This is a genomic window from Priestia sp. ABM2_011 (genome assembly GCF_056158845.1).
Genome location: NZ_JBSWUB010000001.1, coordinates 4,453,405 through 4,471,033 on the forward strand (window position 1 = coordinate 4,453,405; position 17,629 = coordinate 4,471,033).

20 protein-coding genes are annotated in these 17,629 nt (G+C 37.3%); 8 read left to right on the plus strand and 12 right to left on the minus strand.

Annotated elements, in window-relative coordinates:
- Positions 1-39: 39 nt before the first annotated feature.
- The 7 genes from ACXAE4_RS23495 to pdxR form a co-directional block, all read right to left on the minus strand.
- On the minus strand, positions 40-1,344 hold the full coding sequence (locus ACXAE4_RS23495; protein ID WP_028412124.1) for a CitMHS family transporter: 1,305 nt from the start codon (positions 1,342-1,344) through the stop codon (positions 40-42).
- Positions 1,345-1,671: 327 nt separating this feature from the next.
- On the minus strand, positions 1,672-2,235 hold the full coding sequence (locus ACXAE4_RS23500) for an ImmA/IrrE family metallo-endopeptidase (RefSeq protein ID WP_028412123.1): 564 nt from the start codon (positions 2,233-2,235) through the stop codon (positions 1,672-1,674).
- Positions 2,236-2,463: 228 nt separating this feature from the next.
- Complete coding sequence (locus ACXAE4_RS23505) at positions 2,464-2,925, minus strand: CBO0543 family protein (protein ID WP_028412122.1); 462 nt, start codon at positions 2,923-2,925, stop codon at positions 2,464-2,466.
- A gap of 166 nt (positions 2,926-3,091) precedes the next feature.
- On the minus strand, positions 3,092-3,226 hold the full coding sequence (locus ACXAE4_RS23510) for a hypothetical protein (protein ID WP_257041451.1): 135 nt from the start codon (positions 3,224-3,226) through the stop codon (positions 3,092-3,094).
- Positions 3,227-3,374: 148 nt separating this feature from the next.
- The gene (locus ACXAE4_RS23515; RefSeq protein WP_289578728.1) at positions 3,375-4,007 is read right to left on the minus strand and encodes a fumarylacetoacetate hydrolase family protein; all 633 of its coding nucleotides are present in this window, start codon (positions 4,005-4,007) and stop codon (positions 3,375-3,377) included.
- A 339-nt stretch (positions 4,008-4,346) separates the two neighbouring features.
- Positions 4,347-5,282 carry a homocysteine S-methyltransferase gene (mmuM, locus tag ACXAE4_RS23520; RefSeq protein ID WP_098999800.1) on the minus strand — a complete coding sequence of 312 codons (936 nt, stop codon included), beginning with the start codon at positions 5,280-5,282 and terminating at the stop codon, positions 4,347-4,349.
- Positions 5,283-5,416: 134 nt separating this feature from the next.
- Positions 5,417-6,814 carry a MocR-like pyridoxine biosynthesis transcription factor PdxR gene (gene pdxR, locus ACXAE4_RS23525; protein WP_328141773.1) on the minus strand — a complete coding sequence of 466 codons (1,398 nt, stop codon included), beginning with the start codon at positions 6,812-6,814 and terminating at the stop codon, positions 5,417-5,419.
- Positions 6,815-6,925: 111 nt separating this feature from the next.
- Between pdxR and ACXAE4_RS23530 the strand changes: the two genes are divergently transcribed.
- Both ACXAE4_RS23530 and ACXAE4_RS23535 read left to right on the plus strand, forming a co-directional pair.
- Positions 6,926-7,399, plus strand: coding sequence for a GNAT family N-acetyltransferase (locus tag ACXAE4_RS23530; protein WP_047751599.1), 474 nt, complete (start codon positions 6,926-6,928; stop codon positions 7,397-7,399).
- A gap of 229 nt (positions 7,400-7,628) precedes the next feature.
- Positions 7,629-7,829 carry a YolD-like family protein gene (locus ACXAE4_RS23535; RefSeq protein ID WP_074893948.1) on the plus strand — a complete coding sequence of 67 codons (201 nt, stop codon included), beginning with the start codon at positions 7,629-7,631 and terminating at the stop codon, positions 7,827-7,829.
- Positions 7,830-7,905: 76 nt separating this feature from the next.
- On the opposite strand, the gene ltaS is transcribed toward ACXAE4_RS23535, so the two are convergent.
- Positions 7,906-9,834, minus strand: coding sequence for a lipoteichoic acid synthase (ltaS, locus tag ACXAE4_RS23540; protein WP_289578726.1), 1,929 nt, complete (start codon positions 9,832-9,834; stop codon positions 7,906-7,908).
- Between the two features lie 393 nt (positions 9,835-10,227).
- Here ltaS and ACXAE4_RS23545 point away from each other — a divergent pair, with 393 nt between their 5' ends.
- From ACXAE4_RS23545 to ACXAE4_RS23570, 6 genes are all read left to right on the plus strand, one after another.
- On the plus strand, positions 10,228-10,410 hold the full coding sequence (locus ACXAE4_RS23545) for a YolD-like family protein (RefSeq protein ID WP_013081871.1): 183 nt from the start codon (positions 10,228-10,230) through the stop codon (positions 10,408-10,410).
- Between the two features lie 148 nt (positions 10,411-10,558).
- A complete protein-coding gene (locus ACXAE4_RS23550) occupies positions 10,559-10,777 on the plus strand; it encodes a helix-turn-helix transcriptional regulator (protein WP_013081870.1) in 219 nt (72 codons plus the stop codon).
- Positions 10,767-11,237: a hypothetical protein gene (locus ACXAE4_RS23555; RefSeq protein WP_028412116.1), complete on the plus strand. Its 471-nt coding sequence runs from the start codon at positions 10,767-10,769 to the stop codon at positions 11,235-11,237. The genes ACXAE4_RS23550 and ACXAE4_RS23555 overlap by 11 nt, the downstream gene beginning before the upstream one ends.
- Before the next feature lie 214 nt (positions 11,238-11,451).
- Positions 11,452-11,874, plus strand: a complete 423-nt coding sequence (locus ACXAE4_RS23560) for a hypothetical protein (protein WP_028412115.1) — start codon at positions 11,452-11,454, stop codon at positions 11,872-11,874.
- A 12-nt stretch (positions 11,875-11,886) separates the two neighbouring features.
- On the plus strand, positions 11,887-12,810 hold the full coding sequence (locus ACXAE4_RS23565; RefSeq protein WP_028412114.1) for an FAD:protein FMN transferase: 924 nt from the start codon (positions 11,887-11,889) through the stop codon (positions 12,808-12,810).
- Positions 12,785-13,363, plus strand: coding sequence for a ferric reductase-like transmembrane domain-containing protein (locus tag ACXAE4_RS23570; protein WP_028412113.1), 579 nt, complete (start codon positions 12,785-12,787; stop codon positions 13,361-13,363). Before ACXAE4_RS23565 ends, ACXAE4_RS23570 begins: the two co-directional genes overlap by 26 nt.
- Positions 13,364-13,395: 32 nt before the next feature.
- Here ACXAE4_RS23570 and gdh read toward each other — a convergent pair whose 3' ends face one another.
- The 4 genes from gdh to ACXAE4_RS23590 all read right to left on the minus strand — a co-directional run bounded on the left by gdh (position 13,396) and on the right by ACXAE4_RS23590 (position 17,546).
- On the minus strand, positions 13,396-14,181 hold the full coding sequence (gene gdh, locus ACXAE4_RS23575; protein ID WP_033578120.1) for a glucose 1-dehydrogenase: 786 nt from the start codon (positions 14,179-14,181) through the stop codon (positions 13,396-13,398).
- Positions 14,182-14,198: 17 nt separating this feature from the next.
- Entirely contained in the window at positions 14,199-15,059 is an 861-nt protein-coding gene (locus ACXAE4_RS23580) for a RhaT/GlcU family sugar-proton symporter (RefSeq protein ID WP_098113702.1), read from the minus strand.
- A gap of 219 nt (positions 15,060-15,278) precedes the next feature.
- The gene (locus tag ACXAE4_RS23585) at positions 15,279-15,965 is read right to left on the minus strand and encodes a response regulator (RefSeq protein ID WP_098113701.1); all 687 of its coding nucleotides are present in this window, start codon (positions 15,963-15,965) and stop codon (positions 15,279-15,281) included.
- 12 nt (positions 15,966-15,977) lie between these two features.
- Positions 15,978-17,546, minus strand: a complete 1,569-nt coding sequence (locus ACXAE4_RS23590; RefSeq protein ID WP_289578725.1) for an ATP-binding protein — start codon at positions 17,544-17,546, stop codon at positions 15,978-15,980.
- Positions 17,547-17,629: the final 83 nt, after the last annotated feature.

The window sequence follows — 17,629 nt, forward strand, 5'->3', positions numbered from 1 at the left end:
CCCAAAAGCGGAATTGATAAGTTTTTAGTTTCCTGATCTTTACAGCGTAATAACTCCTGTAATAATAGCTACTAAAAGCATCACCATAGCTGTTCCAATCGTCCACTTTAAAGTAAAGCGCTGAAATTCGCCAAGCTCGACTTTTGCCATACCGACCAATAGATACGTAGAAGCAACTAAAGGACTTAGTAAGTGAACAGGTTGACCAATCAATGAAGCACGGCCAATTTCTGCAGCATCAATACCGTATGCTGAAGCTGCTTGAGCAATAATTGGTAAAATCCCATAGTAGTAAGCATCATTTGACATAAAGAATGTAAATGGCATACTTGTGATGGCAGTAATCACAGACATGTAAGGCCCTAACGCATCTGGAATTAATCCTACTAAGCTATTACCCATTGCATCTACCATTTTGGTACCTGATAAAATACCCGTGAATACGCCTGCTGCGAATACAAGAGACACAACAGCAAGTACATTACCAGCATGTGCAGTAATACGCTCTTTTTGAACTTCTAAATTTGGATAGTTAATCATGATAGCGATTGCAAATCCAATCATGAATAGAATTTGAAGCGGCATAACTGCTGTGATAAGTCCTACTAATAATAGAGCTGTTAAAGCAAAGTTTACCCATAAAAGCTTCGGACGCTTGTACTCGATTCCTTCAGCGGCTGCTGCTTCTGCAAAAGCTACTTGAGCATTTGTAACGTCTTGAATATCAATAACACCTAAGCGCTGGCGCTCTTTTTTCCCGAAATAGTAAGCCGTGAATAACAACCAAACAGCTCCGCCAATCATGGCTGGAATCAGTGGTGTAAACACCTGTGAAGCATCTAACTTCAATGCACTCATCACACGAGCAGTAGGTCCACCCCAAGGTGTTAAGTTCATAACTCCACTACCCATAATGGCGATACAGGCTAAAATCATTGGCTTCATGTTTAGCTTTTTATAAAGCGGAAGCATCGCTGAAAGCGTAATCATATATGTTGTTGTTCCGTCTCCGTCTAATGAGATAATAAGAACTAAAATAGCTGTACCAATTGTGATTTTTAGTGGATCACCTTTTACGATTTTCAAAATTCTTCCTACAACTGGATCAAACAAACCAGCATCAATCATAATCCCAAAATATAAAATAGCAAACATTAACATAACGCCTGTAGGTGCTAATTCTTTTACACCATTTAAAGCCATTTCTCCAATACCGCTTGTGAATCCCCCTATGATTGCAAACAATACTGGAATAACCATTAAAGCAATAAGCGGCGTTAATCGTTTTGTCATAATCAGAAACATAAATGTACAAACCATCAAAAACCCAAGAATAGCTAACATTATTACCCCTCCTATTTTTGAATCCGCTTTCATAACAGTGGAAGCGATTCGTTTGTATGTATGACTCGCATATGTATGCCAGTTCGTCTATACGATTACAACATCGCTTGTTCACTATTAAGTTGTACCTTAAAACTTTAAAATTTTCTGTTTTTTCTTAAAATAATCATAATTTACAGGAGGGTATAGTGTAAATAATTCGTACTATAAAAACTTTTAAAACTTTATGGGTAATTAAATCCTTTTTGTTCATTGAAAGGATAAAAGACAGGAAGAGGAAAAAGGTAGGAAAATAAAAAACGGAGAGAGAGGAACTATTCTCGTGAATTATTCAATTTGAACTCTAAGAGAGTACGCTCCAGGATGAGGAGTTTTATTCCACTGAGTAAGAGATTCCTCTAAAAATGGAATCTTTTTTAACTTCTTTGTTTGGAACTTTTCTATTTTTGAATATTTTTCTAAGGCATACGTATTAGCAAACATTTCTTGCGTTCTATTTCCTTCTTTTAAAAGCGTTCCATTTGTCATACGATCCACATGATGGCCTAATTCATGCAGAATGATAAAAGCAAATTGATGAGGCTTTTTGTTTTTTGTTGTATCGATAAAGACAATAGGACATTCCGTTACTGTATATTTAATATAGTCAATTTCAAACTGAAGTTTGCGCTTCTCTTTTGGAAGGTTATCATTAAATTGGCCATAGTACACACCTAACACATCTTTTCCTTGCACCTTTACACTGCCTAAGCAATACACACCTTTTAGCCCATCCCAGTCTTTTTCGTCTGTTACATTAGCAATTTCGTGCAGGGCCGCTTTTTGCTTCGCACTCATGACTCCATGAAACGTTACGCCATGAATTTGGATTTTTTCACTACGCTTAAACATCTTCTTGCCTCCTTTACTAAATTCCTTCTACAACATATTATTTAGCATTGAGTATATTCATTCACAATACATGGTTAAAAACATGAAGTTAATGTCAAGATTCCCGTTTTGATGTTTTTTAACCCTGCTTATATGCTGCCTCGTTTATTTTCTATTTTTACTATATTACATATGTAGCCATTAATAAAATATCATTTTTTTATGATTTATCATTACTTTTTTTTATTTCTATTTTTGCTTATCGATAACCTGGAGCCTGCGTATCATTTTTAAATTTAAAACCATTGCTATATAAAGAAACGGATAGCAAAAAAACGAGTATAGAATCTTCCATCCATTATAATAAAACACTTCCGTTTGGGTAGAAATGTACTCAAACAATGTCGTAAGAATTACCCACACTGTAATGTATAAAGCTTTTTTAGCCAAACTCTTGCTCCCAGGATAAAAATTTAAAAATACACTATTCGTCGCAGGATAAATAAAAATAAAGACTAAAAGATATTCAAAATCTACTCCTGTTTTAAAGAAGCCATAAAGATCATATTTAACATCAAGATATATATCTGCTACCGATCCTAAAAACATAACAAACAAAGAAGTTGTGTACATTTCTATCCAGCTGATACGTTTTGGCATGACTAGTACACTCAAAATAGAAATCACCGTTGTAAAGATTAAGAGCACCATGCTGAGGACCTCGTTTTCTAAAGGAGATAAAAACAGCTTTCCCATTGGATATTAAATTCATTCTGAAGGCTAAAAAACTAAGACTTCGTAAAAAAAGAGATGGAGACATAACGAAGTCAAGCCAATCTAAATACGAACAAATGAGATAAATAAGGTGAACCGCCTGTTACACCTGTGTTGATTTCCGTGCAAGACTTCGCTTTCCGCGGGCGGCCGGTGAGCCTCCTCGTCGCTTCCGCTCCTGCGGGGTCTCACCTGTTCCGCTTTTCCCGCAGGAGTCTTCGTCTCGCCCTCCAATCAACCTCTAGAAACAACGAAATACGTGAATCCTACATTCACCATCGCAATAAAAAATCCGAACAGGTTGGATTCTCTATCAAGAATCTCGATTCACCGTTCGGATTTTCCTTCAATTAAAACTACAAACTACTTTTTCTCAGCCTCTTTTTTTAACGAAAGGAAATGATGCAAGAACCAAGCTCTTGCTCTCCCCATTTAAGTGAAAGATGATCCTGATGTGAAAGCGGACCTACTCCTTCAGGTGTACCTGTAAAAATAAGATCTCCTTTATCAAGACCAAAATGTTTTCCTGTAAAATCAATAATCGTTTGTAAGTCAAAAATCAAATCTTTGATATTTCCCAGCTGAACGCGTTCATTGTTTTTCACTAACGAAAAGTCTTTCTGCTTAGATGCTTCTACTCCTTCAAACGGAATAAAGTTTCCCACGACCGCTGAATGTTTGAATCCTTTTGCAAGCAGCCAAGGGTGCTTTTTTTGTTTTAATTCGCTCTGCACATCCCGAAGCGTCAAATCTAATCCAATCGTCATCTCGTCAACAAGTTCATCCACTGTTATGCCTTCTTTGTAAAGTTGTCCAATATGAAGAATCAGTTCGGTTTCAAAGTGCACCTCTCCTTGGTCGCGAGGAAGAGTGATTGATTGTCCAGCTGCTTCAACAAGAGCGTGAGTAGGTTTGGAAAATAAAAAAGGTGATGTTGGAATATCATTATGTAATTCTTTTGCATGCAGTGCGTAGTTTCGGCCCACACAATAAATATTTTTAATATCTTTCACTTTCATCATCCCTTCTTTCGTTCAAATAAAGATTTTTCAACTTGTATTCTTTTATTTTACAAGAAAAAAGAAATTGAGACATAACAAAATGAATTCAATCCAAAGATGGAAAAAGGGAATAAATGAGCTGGACTGCTTATGACACCTCTGTGGATTTCCGTGCAAGGCTCCGCTTTCCGCGAGAGTCTTCGCCTTGCCCTCCAGCCAACAGCTAGAAGGAACTGCGCACACGAAACCTACGTTCACCATGACCATAAAAAAAACACGAACTATCTATTTTTGATAGATCGTTCGTGTTTAAGGTTAGCGAAACAGCTTTTCTCACATTCTCTTTTTTTCAATCCGTTATTTTCTAGCCCATTTTGTAATGCCTTTGATATCATCTGGAGTTGTGCGACAGCACCCTCCGATTAACTGAGCACCTGCTTCATACCAGCTGTGAGCGCTGCAGCCATACGTTTCGCCTGCAGATGTCCCGTTCCATGTTTTAGATTCAGCATCATAATGCTCTCCTGAATTTGGATACACAATGACTGGCTTATCCGTTTGAGATTTAATTTCTTTAATAAGTGAAGAAATATATTGAGGCGGCGTACAGTTAACTCCAATAGCTGCTACTTGCTTATAGGAATCCAGATAGCGTGCACACTCCGAGATTAATGTTCCGCTGCTAATGTGCAGGTCATCTTTTGCGCTGAACGTAATCCATGCGTACGCTCCTTCAAATTCTTCTAGCAGCCTCGCAATGGCTCTTGCTTCCATTAGATTAGGAATGGTTTCACAAGCTAACACATCTGCTCCTGCTTCAATTAATGCTTTCATACGAGGACGATGAAATTCCATTAACTCTTCTTCTGTTACGTCATACTGTCCAGTATATTCCGACCCGTTTGCTAAAAATGCTCCGTAAGGACCTACCGAAGCGGCGACAATTGGTTTTGGGCGATTAAGACAATTCTCTTCTTTCTGCCAAAATTCATCTCTTGCTTCAGCCGCAATTTTTACAGATGCTTGAATTAACTCGCGCGCCTCTGCTTCACTTAAACCACGTTTTGCAAAACCTTCAAACGTGCTTTGATAGCTTGCAGTAATTGCACAGTCAGCTCCTGCTGCAAAGTAATCTTGATGCACTCTCTTAATCAATTCCGGCTGCTCCATAAGCACTTTTGCAGACCATAAGCTGTCGTTCAAATCACAGCCATATCTCTCCAGTTCAGTTGCCATTGCACCATCTAGTACAATCACAGGAAATGTATGTAAAATTTGTTGGATAGGATTCATTGTTTGATCTAGGGTTGTCCACTAGCAGTTAGCTTCGATTACCCTATCCTCCTTTCAGATAATTTAAAATATATGCAAAAAAGTCTAAAGGACTAGGCAGCTTTTGTCAAGAAATCGAAGAAATGAGGAGAGGCTTATAACCAAGCATTTTTCAACCTCCTTATTCCTTCTTCTATTTCTTCTCTCTCCAAACTTCCAAAACCTAATAATAGATGAGTCTTTTGTTGAGGTGATTCCGTAAGCCAATAACGAGAAGTGCCGTAGACAGAGACATCTTGCTTTTGAGCTGCGTTAATTAACTGCTGTTCGTTCATATCGTTGTGCACGCGGACAAGGATATGCAAACCTGCATATTCTCCTGACACCGTGATGTTTTTGTTAAACTCCTTCTGTAAAGCTGCTAAAAGAGTACCGTGTTTGAGTTGATAAGCAGTTCTCACTCTTCTTAAATGCTTACTCCACTCTCCGTTTTTCATCATCAGTCCGAGCGTCCACTGATGAAGGGCTGGAACAGCTTGCTCGTATAAAGAGAAACGTTCATGATATTCCTTTAGAAGCACTTCCGGTAATACAAGGTAGCTGATTCTTAAAGAAGGCATAAAAGATTTTGAAAATGTCCCTGTATAAATGACGCGCCCTTTAGTATCCAAGCTTTGCAATGAAGGAATGGGACTTCCTTTATAACGAAATTCTCCGTCATAATCATCTTCAATAACAAATCCACTGCAGTCATTCGCCCATGTAAGAAGCTCTATTCTTCTTGAAACAGGCATGATCATTCCGTATGGAAACTGATGAGATGGTGTGACATAAACAGCGCGTGCTTGGCTATCATAAAGCTCTTGGATGTTTATGCCTCTGTTATTAAGTGACACAGGTTTTAAGGAGAATCCATGCTGTTTAAATACAAAGCTAGCCCCGTCATAGCAAGGATTTTCAAAGGCAATATCTCTGATGCTTGGCTTTAACAGCTGCGCTAGCAAACTGAGTGATTGCTGAGTACCTGTTCCGATAATAATTTGATGTTTCGAACAAACCACTCCTCTTGACTGATAAAGGTACGTCGCAATTTCTTCTCGCAGTGATTCTTCTCCTTGAGTTTCTTGGTACGTGAACAGCGCTTCTTTATAAGTTTGAAGACTTTCATTGTATCGTTTTTTCCACTCATTCAAGGGAAACAAACGGCTATCAACTTTTCCATACCGAAAATCATAGGTACACGACTTTGTTTCTGAGTGAGGTTGTAAAAATATAGTCGGCTTTCTATCTGTTTGCAGTAAATCAAACTGTGTATTCGTTACGTACAGTCCACTTTTGGGCTTGCTTTCTACATATCCTTCAGCTAAAAGCTGCTGATAGGCCATATCTACAGTATTTCGACTTACGTTTAAGTAATCAGCAAGAGACCGGATAGAAGGCAGTTTGTCATTTACTTTCACCCTGCCGGATACAATTTCTTTTTTTATATATTCATATAGCTGGTGATATAAAGGCATATCATTCCTTCGGTTTAATAAAGGTGTGAACTTCACGCTAGCTCCTTTCATCTGTCCCTATCTTATTTTTTAAATCTGGCTCTTTTAGAGGGGATACATTTCTTTTACTATAAGTGTAGATCATCTAATTAAAAAGGAGAAGATTTAATGACTACTACTATTACAATTCGTCAAGCTAATGCTGCTGACATGGAAGCACTTATTTCATTAATGAACGAATACATTGTTGATTTTTACAAGCGCCCTCAGCCTGCCAAAAAACAGCTGAGAAATTTAATTGATCACTTGTTTCAACGTCCCGATACTGGCGTTCAGTTTATCGCGACTCAAAATGACGAGGCAGTAGGTTTTTCAACGCTTTATTTTACATTTAGCACCACGCGTGTAAAGCCTGTAGCGATTTTAAATGACTTGTACGTTACTGAAAAAGCAAGAGGTCAAAAAATTGGGGAAAAGTTATTTTCGATTAGTCACCAGTATACAAAAGAACATCAGTATGCAGCCATGTCTTGGGAAACGGCTTACGATAATACAAGAGCTCAAACGCTTTACAGAAAAATGGGAGGAAATGTAACGAACGGTGAATGGATTCACTACGACATTTCAAACGACATCTTATAATATTTTTCCATCCATAAAGTTTTAACACGTTCTTAACACTCCTTTCATAAATGTGTTTTATGATGAATACGACAAATAAATCAGTTTCTGTATGTATTTGTCACATTCTCTGTTAAAGTTTTCACAAAGTGTTCAAACTTTCAGTGAAAACGCTTTCTATTTTTGTGTATAATAAAAATATGCAAATGAAAATGAATGTTACAGCTCGTTAATCATACACATTTTAAATATGGAAGGAGTTTTGAAAATGATTTTAAAAGCATTAAGAAAAAACGGGGCCGTTACAATTAACTATTATAAAAACGGTTTGCTTCAAACGTTTAAAGGAAAAGTACAGCGCCTAGATTTAACAGACCAAACGCTTTCATTAAAAGATGAACAGCAAAATACTTTCTCTATTCGCTTATCGGGAATTAAAGAAATTTATTGATGAATAGTTTACAGTAAAAAAGAACATGATGCTCATTCTGCTTTGCAGAAGTCATCATGTTCTTTTGATTTTAGCTTTATTTAGCTGATGTTTCTGTTTCTTCTTTCCCGTACATATATTTCGAAGGGTCGACTGTTTGGAAATCCTTCAGCTTGTGGAAACGAAGTAAGTCTCCATAAAGCACCTGATCAGATAACTCCAGTTCTTTCGCTACCTTCTGTTTATAAGCTTTCATTTGATTATTTTCTTTAAGCGCTTGGCCTGTCTTAGAATCATAATACGTTCCATCCACTAGTGTATATTTCGGAGATACGTAGTTGCCATTGCGGAACGCTACTACATCATCATGACCTTTAGAAAATAAATCTGTACCAAATTGGATAAACTCTTTGCTGTCAATCCCTACTAAATGAAGAAGAGTTGGCACAACATCAATTTCTCCACCGTACGTATGATTAACTCCGCCTTTTACTCCAGGAACGTGAATGAATAGAGGTACACGCTGCAGCTGAGCATTTTCATAAGGTGTAATTTCTTTTCCCATTACTTTTTCCATTGCCGCATTATGATTTTCAGAAATACCGTAGTGATCTCCATAAATCATAATCACAGAATTATCATAAAGCCCAGAAGCTTTCAGTTCTTGGAAGAAAGATTGCAATGATTCGTCTAAATAACGAGCCGTTTGGAAATAGCGGTCAACTGTCGCATCGCCCGTGTTAGCTGGCTGTATGCTTGCCTCATTGTTTCCAAGTAAAAATGGAAAATGGTTTGTTAACGTAATTAAATGCGCATAAAACGGCTGTGGTAAAGACTGCAGCATTGGAACAGATTCTTTAAAGAACGGTTTGTCTTTTAAGCCATAATTAATTTTATTTTCACCCGTCATATTGTAATAACTTGCATCAAAAAACTTATCCACACCGAACTGCTTGTAAATTTCGTTACGGTTCCAAAACGTCTTATAGTCTCCGTGCAGTACAGCGCTCGTATAGCCAGCTTTTTGATCTAAAATAGCTGGTGCTGCCTGATACGTATTGCTTCCTTTTAGTACAAAGGCAGAACCCTGAGGAAGGCCGTATAGAGAGTTGTCCATCATCAGCTCAGCATCTGATGTTTTTCCTTGTCCTGTTTGATGAAAGAAGTTATCAAAATACGTAAAGTCATTTCCATGGGCCAACGAATTTAAAAACGGTGTCACTTCCTGGCCATTTAATTTGTAATCAATTAAAAAAGACTGAAATGATTCCAAATGAATTTTAATAATATTTTTCCCTTTAGCTTTTCCGAAGTAAACGGAATTAGGCTCCGCATAGTGACTGTTTTTAAAATTAACGACGTTCGTTAAGTCATTGCTGCTTGCAAAAGCTCGCTGTTTAGAGTTTTGAGCAGTCTGAACACCGTCATACATCGTATAATTATAGGCGCCTAAATACTTTACTAGATAATTGCGGTCAAAAGTTCGAGATAGAAGCTGCGGGCGATCAATTTCTGCTAATGTTAAGTTGACAGAAAAAAACATGAATCCTAAAGAAAGAATGGTTACAGCATTCTTAACCGATACTTTTTCATTATGCCAGTCAATTTTTTTACTAAAAAAGAAGAAAAGATAAATAATAAAATCAACAAAATAAAAAACATCATGTGCTTTTAATAAATCCATAATGCTTCCACCCATACTTCCTGCATTACTTGTCTGCAACAGTGTGGGAAGAGTTACAAAATCGTTAAAAAAACGATAATAGAGAATGTTGCTGTACAACAGCAGCGTCATAATGAAACTGCCTGCAAGAATCCAAGCTCCTGCTTTCTTTCCTTTAAAAAATAAGCCGATTCCTAAAAAAATCAGCACTGAACTTACAGGGTTTATAAACAGCAGCATTTGCTGCATTACGCCGCTTACGCCTAAGTTAAATTCAGTTTTATAAGCCACATACGACTTTATCCACATTAAAACAGCGGCTAATATGAAATAGTGCAGCGGCTTAGAAACGATTCGCTTCATTTTGATTTTCCTTTCTCGATTAGTTTATGAGTAGATTCACAAAGAACATATAGAAAACCTTTATCATTATACTCATAGAAAATGAAAATTAAATGAAATCCTAGCCTTCACAACTATAGATAGATTCTTTAAATTCATCTACTAGTTTACCTAATACCCACAAATAAATAAACTAAAATCACCTTTTTTATCATAAAACCCCTCCTCTCCTCATATACTGTATTCTGTTGCAACACCCGCACTGCAAACTTGTGCATTTTTTCACAATTTATCTACAAACTATTCTCATCTTGCTGTATAATAATAATTCTGCCTTGAGCATTCTCCAAATTCTTATGCTTAAGCCACAGCTTTCTTTTCATAACAGATGCACACATGAAAGGAGATGAATAAATGATTTTAAAAGCGTTAAAGAAAAACAAACATGTAACCGTGAATTATTACGAAAATGGCCTGCTTCAAACCTTCAAAGGAAAAATCCAAAATTTAAACCTAACCGACCAAACCCTCTCCCTACGAGATGAAAAACAAAACATTTTTTCCATTCGTTTGTCTGGCATTAAAGAAATTTATTAACAAAAAAGATCCTGAAGAATTCTTCTAGGATCTTTTTTGTATTTTTTATCCATTATATATTGAAAAATCATCCAATTGATGTTAAATTAACTTTACATAATGTTAAATCAACTTAACAAATTTATTAAAAAGGCAGCGGGTGATCATATTGACTCTTATTAATCACGTAAAAGAGCTTAGAGCTAAACATGGATATACGCAAGGAGATTTAGCTGAAAAAGTTGGAGCCACTCGCCAAACCATTGCAGCTATTGAAAAGGGAAATTACGTTCCTTCCCTACTACTTGGTTTAACAATTTGTGATGTCTTTCAATTAAAAATGGAAGATGTTTTTACACTTCAAAAGGAGGAGAAAAATGTTGAGTAATGTTATTAAATCTTATTTGTTGAATGTAGTGTCTCTGTTATGTGCAGGTTGGGTTTTGTATGATGTGCTAAATTTAAATGCTCAATTAAGTGAAATTATGAAGCACCCTGAGCCGCCTTGGGAAGCTACTATGTCTATAAGTTCCTTCGCTTCTTTTATTGCTCTTTTAATCGTGATATTTTTTTATTACCGCGCACGTAAAAAGACAAAGAACGTTTCCCTTTTACTATTTCCGTTTGAGTTTGCAGAAGATGATGAGCGTGAAAAAATGATGACAGCAGAAGCTTGTAAAAAAGCCTTTGTTTTTCTTTTGTTTTCCTTTCCTATTGGTGGGGGTTTGATGACTCTCTATCCGCTCTTATCGAATTCTTTTCGCTTTTACCCCGTTGCCGTTATTTTGCTTCTTTTGCTTGTACAGTTAACGGTTTATTACGTATCAATTAGTAAGATTTATCGCTGAATAAAAAAGGGTTGTTCTAAAAAGAACAACCCTTTTTTAATCTAATAATTCATTGAATTCCCCACAAAAATAATCCAACCTACATCTATTTCACTATTTTTTCATTTTTTCTGTCTATATTGAACTATAACAATTGAACGATGTATGTTACCTTCCACTTCAGTTTTTCTTCAGTGTTCAGTTGCAAAATAGGAAAGATAAAAGGAGCATATCAATGGCAGCTAATAAATGGACAAAATGGATGGTTGGTTTATCGAGCGTTGCTGCATTTACAACATTTGTAGGGCTTTCTCAAAAATATGATCAAACAAATTCAACATCTACAGCACTAAATAACGATACATCCGCCAATAATTCATCGCAAACTCAAACGGAAGATGAGACGGATCTATTTCCAGATTCAGGATCTGACTCCAATACGGACAATGGAACTAACGGGCAAGATCAATGGTCAAATGACAGTTCTAGCAAACAAAGTGATCAATGGTCAGACGATAATTCAAGCAGTGAAGATGATCAGTGGTCAGACGATAATTCAAGCAGTGAAGATGATCAGTGGTCAAATGATGATTCCACAAATGGTCAGGATAATTGGGGCAACAATAATGATTCTTCTATGCAAACAAGACCTTCTTAAGGATGTGATGAAATGAGCTACTCATTTAAAGCGATGAATACCACATTTAATGTATATCAGCTTGAAACATCTGTCAGCCAAAAAGTAGAGAGCTGGTGTTATCTTGTAGAAGAAACCCTAAGCCGCTTTCTTCCAACAAGCGAGCTTTCACAGCTTAATTCGCTGAACGGAAGATTATTTCTACCGTCAAAAATGCTGTATGAAGCTGTAAAAGCAGCCTATTACTATTACAATGAGACAAACGGAATTTTCAACCCATTTCTGTATCATTCTATTCAAACTCTAGGATATGACCAAAGCTTTGAACAACTGCCTAACAATCAGCTACCTCAAGAAGTAGCAGCTTTTGATGCTGTTAACCCTATTATGATTCATAAAGGAATGAGAAGTATTCAGCTTGCTTCTAATATCGGTCTGGATTTAGGAGGAATCGCAAAAGGTTGGAGCATTCAGCAAATGGCGAATCAATTAAAGAAAAAAGGAACTTCACTTGGAGCAATCGATGGAGGCGGAGATATTGTAACGTGGGGGCCCGCTAGCAAGCACTGGTCCATTTCTCTCTCTCATCCATTTGATGCATCAAAAAAGCTCACGACCATTAAAGTAAAAAGCAACAGCGGTATTGCCACAAGCAGTGTAGGCAAGCGTTCGTGGAAAGTGAACGGACACACTCACCATCATATTATTGACGGCAGAAATAGCAAGCCTAGTTCATCAGAGCTTCTGCAAGTAACGGTCGTTTCAGAAGACTTGACCATTTCTGAAGTCTATGCAAAGTGCATACTTATTCTCGGCTGGGACGCTGGATTAAGGTTAGCTAAAATGCATCACCCTTCTTTAGAAGTAATTGCGGTTACAAAAGAAGGCAACGTACTAATCGAAAAACATGTGAAAGGTCAGGTATACCATTATGGCTACTCTCCTCGCGCAATTTAGTGCTCATTTTCCCGTATGGAACACCATTCGGGCAGCCGGCTTAAGTTCTTATTTACTAATGTTTGTATCGGTTGCCGCTGGCATTTCTCACAGCTTTTCGTTTTTTAAACCAAAACGAAAAAAACAGCTTTTGCTGGTCCATCAATCATCAGGGTGGTTTGGGTTATTGTTTGGCATGATTCACGGACTTGTTTTATCATTTGATCAATCTGTTCATTTTTCACTTTCTGACATTTTAATTCCGTTCACTTCCGATTACAAACCGATTAGTACAGGTCTTGGTACTATTTCACTCTACATTTTATTGGTACTAATTATTACATCCGACTTTATAAAACAGCTTGGGAGAAAAGCATGGAAAGCCATTCATTTTCTTGCTTTTCCAGGCTATTTGCTAGCACTGTATCACGGCATTACTTCCGGAACAGATACACAGCAGCCCCTTATTCTTGGGATGTACAGCATCACTGGCGTTATCGTTTTAATCTTGCTTTTCTTACGCATTCAACACCAGTCAGCTCCTAAGAACCAAAAAAAAGCTCAGGAAAACTAAAAAACGCACTCTATCATAGAGTGCGTTTTTTCTTATCCGCGTCCTGCTTGGAATGATGGGTACTGTGTCATACCGCCGTCAGCAAAGAGCGTAATTCCTGTTACATAACTCGCCTCTGAAGAAGCTAGCCATGCAGCAACTGCTGCAATTTCTTCCGGCTCTCCGATGTATCCCATTGGAATCATGCTTTCTACATCTGCACGCTGCTCAGGATCAGCAAATTTCTCAGCGTTAATCGGTGTATTAATCGCTCCCGGTCCAATGTTATTTACACGAATACCTTTTGGAGCGTATTCTAATGCCAGTGTTTCAGTCATAAGCTTCATACCGCCTTTACTTGCTGCATAATGAACAAATAATGGCCAAGGAATTTTCTCGTGAACACTCGACATGTTAATAACTGTTCCCTTAATATCATTTTCCACAAAATATTTAATCGCTTCACGGCTGCCTAAAAAAGCTCCCGTTAAGTTCGTATCAATGACTTTATTCCAATCGCTTAAAGACATTTCATGAGATGAAACCGGATTTTCTAACCCTGCGTTGTTAATCATAACGTCTAGCTTTCCAAACTCTTTAATAGCAGATTGAACTAAATTGATAACGTCAGACTCAACTGTTACATCACCTTTGACAGCAATTGCTTCTCCGCCAACTTTTTTAATTTCTTCTAAAACGCTGTTAGCTTCGTCTTCCTTAGAACGATAATTCACAACTACTTTGGCTTTTTCTGTCGCAAAACGAATCGCCATTGATTTTCCCAAACCTGTAGATGAACCTGTTATGACCACTACTTTTCCTTCTAAATCTTTATACATTGTTAATACCCTCCTAGTTAGCTTTTGGCGAGCCCTAACATGACTCCTGCTATGATGATCAGTATAATTCCAATAATAATCCCAACTAACTGACGCTTCGTTTTCTTCTCACCTAAAATAATGATCCCGCCTAGTGTTGAAATGACGATTCCCATTTGAGAAAGCGAAAAGCTTGTCGCTACGCCTACTTTAGGTTGCGAGATGAATAAAAACATATTACCAGCGGCCCAAATAAGACCTGGGATAATGTTGCGAATTGCATATTTATTAAATGGCTTATGCTTAAACGTCAGCAATACTCCTCCAATAACCATACCAATTGCTTGAGGTAATAAAGCCGACCATCCGTCTACATTAAATAGACGGGCTACTACAACATAAACTAAATAACCAACGGTTGAAATTAATAAAATAACAATTCCTTTTTTGAAGTTTCCTTTTCCTTCTTCAGCCTCTTTCTCTTCTTTGCTTTGAAGTGATGTTAAAACAATCCCTACAATAATAAAGATAAGAGCGAGCACACCAAGAATAATTGAAGTTTTTGTAGACCACTCGTGAAACACAATTACTCCAAATAATGAAGTGGAAACTAACTGAAGCCCAGTTGAAATAGGCATCGTTTTAGAAACTCCGATTAAATCAATACTTTTCAGCTGATTACTTTGTCCAACTGCCCAAAATAATCCCGATACAACTCCAACGCCAAAGATTAAAGGTGTAAGCGTAGGGTGTACAAAAATATAAATACCGATAGAGAAAATCAAAGCTCCCAACGTGGTTCCAAGCGTTTGGCTATAAGGTCCTCCGCCTAGTTTCACATTGAAAAGCACAATGCTTCCCCAAAATATGGCTGGTAAGACAGCTAAAAATATGTCCATGTTTCAAAACCTTCCTGTGCTAAAATTAAATGTCAAAATGCATATTCCCCAATTTTTCCGCCATTAATCCTTTTTCAGGGACATTTTATGAATTAATGACCGCACGAAGTATTCTTTGGATAGCGAAAACTGTATACCTTAATTTGTTCTAGGAGAGAAAAAGATATACTTTCTAACGCAAAAAAACAGCTTTTCCAAATAAAAGCTGTTCTGTATGATTTAATTTATTTTTAACATATAGCGATTAATAGGTCTCCCCACTCTGCCGTATTCAACTGATAATTTCAGCTCGTTTTCCTGTTCTAAAAACTCTAAATACCTTCTTGCCGTAACACGCGCAATTCCTACGCCGTCCGCCACTTCTTCAGCAGAAATCGGATGCTTCTGTTCGGAAAGATATTGTTGTATCCTCCTTAACGTAACCGCATTTAGCCCTTTTGGAAGAAAATCGGCCTTTTCTTCGAATTGCTGAAACAGCATAGAATCTAATTCAGACTGAGTAATATATTCTTTTTGACTTATTTTAACTTGAAACGAACGATACTGCTCAAGCGCTTGCTTCATTCGTTCAAACTTGAACGGTTTCATAATATAATCCACCGCGCCGTACTGAAGAACTTTTCGTACGGTTTCAATATCACTTGCAGCCGTAACTGCTATCACGTCTGTTTTATAGCCATTTGCTCGAATTTGCTGTAAGGTGGTTAGGCCATCTTGACTAGGCATATACATATCAATAATCGTTAAATCAGGCTGATGCTGTTTAATGAGCTGTATACCCTCTAAACCATTCGAAGCTGCCGCGATAACGATGAATCCTTCAACTTGTTCAATAAATTGGCGGTTCACTTCTTGTACCATAGGATCGTCTTCTATGAGAAGCACCGTCCATTCTTTTTTATTCATTTCCCACTCCCCCTATAAAAAGAATGTAATGATAAAAGTCGTGCCAACATCTAATTCTGACTCTACTTCGATCTGACCGTTTCCTTTTTCAACAATTTGTTTTACTAAATGCAAACCAATTCCTCTAGTTTCCTTTGCTTTAGTTGAAAAACCTTCATCAAAGATTCTCTCTGCTTGATCCTCATTCATGCCACATCCGTTATCTTCAACTAATATAGAAAGAATGCCGTCATTTTGTTCCATACTTATATAGACCTTCCGTTCACGACGCTCCATATGATGATACGAATCAAAAGCATTCTCAATTAAGTTACCAATAATAATCACAAAATCATGATGATCTAAGTAAGGAGGAAATGAGTGAAGCTCGCTGTGGCGATCGATAGCTAACTCAATTCCAAGTTCTTTGGCACGGCTGACTTTGCTTAACAGCAATCCCGATATACTTTCATCTTTAATATGTTTATGAAGAAACTGGGTGAGCTCTTCTTGCTGTTCAGACACTTGAAAAACGTACTGAAGAGCCTTGTCTTTATTTCCAAGTTGGATAAGCCCTGCAATGGTATGAAGTTTATTCATGTATTCATGGTTTTGAACTCTAAGAGCGCTTACAAATGATTTAACCCCTGTTAACTCTTCAGCTAATTTTTTAACTTCTGTTCTGTCTTGAAAAATAGCGACCGCACCGACTGTGTGATTATTAACCTTAATCGGCACACGATTGCTTAAAATATTTAAATTGCGAACTTGAAGCTCTCGATTATAAACAGGCTGATTAAGCTGCAGAATTTCTGGCAGTCTTGTATCTGGAATCACATCATAGATCTTTTTCCCAATTACCTCATCAGGTACATCCATCATAATTTTCGCTTTATGATTAAAAATAGTGATGTTCTCCTCTTTATCAATGGCAATGACTCCTTCATGCATGGCATTAAAAGTCTCCGTTCGTTCTACAAACAAACGAGCAATTTCATGAGGCTCAAGCTCAAACATCTCTTTTTTAATACGAGATGCAAGCGCCCACGCTCCCCATCCTCCAAAAAAAAGAGCGAGACCTGAGATGAGAAAAATTTCTTTTTTCAAACTTAAAATAACCTCTGTAAATTTCGGAAGAAGGTAGCCTGAGACAACGACTCCTACTTGTTCATGCTGATCGTTTACAACGGGAACAAAAGAACGAATGACCATCCCGCCTTCTCCTTTTGCTTTATCAGTATAAGTATGTTCTGCAAACGCCTGGCCCTCGTCCTCTCCTTTAGAAATTTTCCCAATCATGCTTTGCAAAGGATGAGACAAACGTTCGTGATTCATATTCATCACCACTACATAATAAGCACCGTGAATAATGCGAATCGGCTCTACAATTTGATTAATGTTCTTGCTATCTTTTTCAATTTTTTCTCGAATTTCAGGCATTTCAGCAACTGTTCTCGAAGCAATCAAAGCCCTTTGCTCTAAATCATTTTCTTTTGACTGCACAAAATTATTAATCACGACAATACTTGCTAAAAACAACGAAAAGACCACGATAAAAAAGATTAACCCCGTCATTTTCGTTTGCATCGATAAGCGCATCATAGCGGAACACCTACTGCTGATTGAAGTTTATTTTAATTTTACCACGTTGAGAAATTGCGTGTTAGAATATTTGTAGAGAAAAA